5 protein-coding genes are annotated in these 3,650 nt (G+C 62.8%); 3 read left to right on the forward strand and 2 right to left on the reverse strand.

The features are described from left to right. Nucleotides 1-602, reverse strand: a 602-nt coding sequence (locus EN879_RS27655) for an NAD(P)-dependent oxidoreductase (RefSeq protein ID WP_164774613.1), incomplete at its 3' end; no start/stop codon positions are given. Nucleotides 603-721: 119 nt separating this feature from the next. Between EN879_RS27655 and EN879_RS27660 the strand changes: the two genes are divergently transcribed. Both EN879_RS27660 and EN879_RS27665 read left to right on the forward strand, forming a co-directional pair. Further along, nucleotides 722-1,618 carry an NAD(P)-dependent oxidoreductase gene (locus EN879_RS27660; RefSeq protein WP_063168518.1) on the forward strand — a complete coding sequence of 299 codons (897 nt, stop codon included), beginning with the start codon at nucleotides 722-724 and terminating at the stop codon, nucleotides 1,616-1,618. 307 nt (nucleotides 1,619-1,925) lie between these two features. Further along, nucleotides 1,926-2,702: a FadR/GntR family transcriptional regulator gene (locus EN879_RS27665; RefSeq protein WP_024501538.1), complete on the forward strand. Its 777-nt coding sequence runs from the start codon at nucleotides 1,926-1,928 to the stop codon at nucleotides 2,700-2,702. A 14-nt stretch (nucleotides 2,703-2,716) separates the two neighbouring features. Here the strand turns inward: EN879_RS27665 and EN879_RS27670 are convergent, their stop codons facing one another. Then, nucleotides 2,717-3,007: a DUF3175 domain-containing protein gene (locus EN879_RS27670; protein ID WP_024501537.1), complete on the reverse strand. Its 291-nt coding sequence runs from the start codon at nucleotides 3,005-3,007 to the stop codon at nucleotides 2,717-2,719. Nucleotides 3,008-3,177: 170 nt separating this feature from the next. Here EN879_RS27670 and EN879_RS27675 point away from each other — a divergent pair. Beyond that, nucleotides 3,178-3,650 (forward strand): MFS transporter (locus EN879_RS27675; protein ID WP_127274373.1); only part of this gene is annotated, 473 nt, incomplete at its 3' end.

Genomic DNA, 3,650 nt, shown 5'->3' on the forward strand with positions numbered 1-3,650 from the left:
TTCTCAGCCAGTGCCAGTGCCTCGGAATAGATCGCGGCGTAGCCGAGCGAGATGAAATTGTTGAGCAGCTTCATGCGATGGCCATCGCCGGTGTCGCCGATATGGACGATGCGGCCGGCCCAGGTTTCGATTACCGGTTTCACCCTGGCAAAGAGGGTGTCCGGCGCGCCGACCATGGCGTCGAGTGTGCCTTCCCAGGCTTCCTTCGGCGTGCGGCTGAGCGGTGCGTCGACAAAATCGATGCCGAGCGCCTTGAGTTCAGCGGCAAGCGCAATGGTCGAGACGGGGTCGGAGGTCGAGCAGTCGACGACGACGGAACCTTTCTTCAAACCCTCCTTGAGGCCGCCCGGGCCGCGAATGATGGCTTCGACCTCGCGCGAACCGGTGACGCAGATGAAGACGATTGTCGATGCCGCCGCCACATCGCGCGAGGTCGATGCTTCGGTGGCGCCGCGGCCAAGCAGGTCTTCCGCCGGCTTGCGGTTCTTGCGGCCGAGAAAGGTCAGGCTGTAGCCCTTGTCGACGATGTTCTTGGCGATCCCGTGGCCCATCAGGCCAAGCCCGATGAAGCCGATCTTTTCGCTCGCGGCAGTCGTGTTCATGTCTTCAAGTCCTGTTGCAATGATTGATGTCAGGCGCTGCCGTTTTGCAGGCGAGGGTGGTTGCGGATGGCGATATTGTCTGACAATACACATAAATTCCTGAGGATGTGGAGAGCAAAATGACGAAGCGGATCATGTTCACCGGCGGCAGCGGCAAGGCCGGACGCCATGTCGTCCAGTATCTGGTCGAGCAAGGCTGCCAGGTGCTCAACATCGACACCAGGCCGCTCGACAACCCCAAGGTGCGCACGCTGATCACCGACATCACCGACAGCGGGCAGGTGTTCAACGCACTGTCGAGCTATATGGGCCTGCATGAATTCGACCCCTCGCTGCGTCCGCAGCCGGTCGATGCGGTGGTGCATTTCGCCGCCATCCCGCGCATCATGATCACCACCGACAACGAGGTGTTCCGCATCAATGCGCTCGGCACCTACAATGTCATCGAGGCGGCAGTTAAGCTCGGTATCCGAAAGGTAATCATCGCCTCCAGCGAGACCACCTATGGGCTGGTCTTCGCCAACGAGCCGCGCGATCCAAAATATTTCCCGCTCGACGAGGAGTATGACGTCGATCCGATGGACAGCTATGCCTTGTCCAAGGTCGTCAACGAGAAGACGGCGCGGGCCTTCGCGCAGCGCAACGGCACCGACATTTATGCCCTGCGCATCGGCAACGTCATCGAGCCGCACGAACATTCGCTGTTTCCGAAATGGTTCGCCGATCCGGGTTTCCGCAAGCGCATCGCCTGGAGCTATGTCGACGCGCGCGACCTTGGCCAGATCACGCTGCGCGCCATAGAGAAGGACGGGCTCGGCTATCAGGTGTTCAACGCGGCCAATGACGACACCTCGTCCGACCTGCCGACAGCCGAACTCTTGAAGCGGTTCTACCCCGGCGTGCCGGTCAAGGCCGAACTCGGCGAATACGAGACGCTGCTCTCCAACCGCAAGGCGCGTGACGTGCTGGGCTTCCGCCCGGAGCATAGCTGGCGCAAATACGTCAAGCAGGCCTAGGCATGTCGACACTCAGGTGATGCCGGCCTGCGAATGACGGCTTTCTGCGCTTCCGCCTTCGCCGGCCGAAGCACTTATGAGTGGTCGTGGCAGTCAAGGCTACGGCCGGCGTAGGCCGATGCTCACGTACCCAAAAGTACGCTGCGCTCCGGTTCTCGAAATCCGTCATTCTCGGCTCGGCCTGACCTGAATATCGACATGCCAATCAAGCGGCGGATCGGGGCTGATCTGTGCACAGCGGGCAGCTTTGCGATGCAAGCCGCTTGCTGCGCTTGACAGCCTGCTTAATACGGACTTTCTGGACCCCATGCGGGACGCGAAGCCGAACAAGGAAAAATCGTTGGGGAAAGCGGCCTCCGGGGACCGTCCGGGCGGCGTTCGCCGGGCGGACGCCGCGCGTATTCCCGGCTCCAGCGTCCACGCCTCGCTGGCCAGTGAAATCGGCCTCAGGATCGTGCGCGGCGATTATCCGCCTGGCACCATCCTGCCCAATGAAGCGAAATGGTCGGAGACCTTCAGCGTCAGCCGCTCGGCGGTGCGCGAAGCGATCAAGATGCTGATGGCCAAGAGCCTTTTGGCCTCACGTCCCAAGATCGGCAGCTGGGTCGAGCCGAAGGAACGCTGGAACCTGCTCGATCGCGATGTGCTGGCCTGGTACGCGACGTCGCCGGACCGCGAAGTGTTCCTCAAGACGGTGCAGGAATTCCGCCATATCATCGAGCCGGAAGCGACCGCGTTCGCCGCGATGCGAAGAACCGACGAGCAGATGGCCGAGATCAGCCTGGCCTGCCGTGAGATGGGCGCGGCGACGAGCCTGCAGGAGCGGACCCGCGCCGACACGCGCTTCCATCTCGCCATCCTGCGGGCTTCGGGCAACGACCTGCTGGTGCCGCTCGGCGTACTGATCGAATCCGCCTTCGATCATCTCTTTGCCTATACGACACGGGAGATCGACGATCTCAACCACGCGCAGAAGCTGCACGAGGCGATCGAGAAGAACATCCGCCTGCAGCGCCCCGACGCGGCGCGCAATGCTGTGCGCAAATTGCTCGCCAACACAGACGGCGTCATCCGCGCCCGGTAAGGCCGGACCGGCCGCTAATCATCCTTGTCCCGTCCGAAGGCGCTGCGCAGTTCGTCCTTGGCGTCCTCAAGCACTTTTTTGCGCGCGGCAGGCAAGTTCTTGCCGGCGCGGTTGATGTAAAAATTCAGCATCGACATGGCGGATTGGAAAGGCTCGGCCTTGCGCCTGTGGCTGTGTTCGGCGGATCGTTTCAGCGAGGCGGCGATCTTCCTGGCGTCGTCGGATTCGAAGACGTGATCCTCAAGATCCATTGCGTTGCTGTGCTCGGTCACCTCGGCCGACCATTTTTTCCTGGTGGCGGTCATCGCAGGACTCCTTTGCGGGGTGGGTTGCCGGGAAACTCCGCACATCGGTATCGGTTCCGCCCTGGCTCTGGAGCCACGGATTTGCCCGCTGTGGCGCTGCTGCGGCCTGAGAATGCGCCGATAGTGGCGCAAACGGCAGCCGATCTCCGAGACCGCCGACAGGAAACGCCTTGACCCGAACCGACAGCCTCCAGCCCGGCCCCGGCATCGACAGCTCCTATGCCTGGATGCGGCTTGCCATCTCGATGCTGCTGGCGACGATCGGCGCCGTGGGCATGTGGGCTGTCGTCGTCGTGCTGCCCGCCGTGCAGGCCGAGTTCGGCGTCGACCGCGCCGCGGCGTCCATGCCTTACACGGCGACCATGGTCGGTTTCGCCGCCGGCAACGTGCTGGTCGGCCGCGCCATCGACCGGATGGGTTACTGGATCCCGGCGCTGATCTCTTCGATTGCGCTTTCCGCGGGCCTGCTGCTCGCGGCGCTGTCGACCTCGATCCTGCAATTCACGCTTGCCCAGGGGGTGCTGATCGGTATCGGCACGTCGGTGATCTTCGGGCCGCTGATCGCCGATATCTCGCACTGGTTCAACCGCCGTCGCGGTGTTGCGGTCACGGCGGCGGCGGTTGAACCAGTGCGAGATATCGG

It is taken from the genome of Mesorhizobium sp. M7A.F.Ca.AU.002.02.1.1 (genome assembly GCF_003998535.1).
In the GTDB taxonomy this organism is placed as follows: Bacteria; Pseudomonadota; Alphaproteobacteria; order Rhizobiales; family Rhizobiaceae; genus Mesorhizobium; species Mesorhizobium ciceri.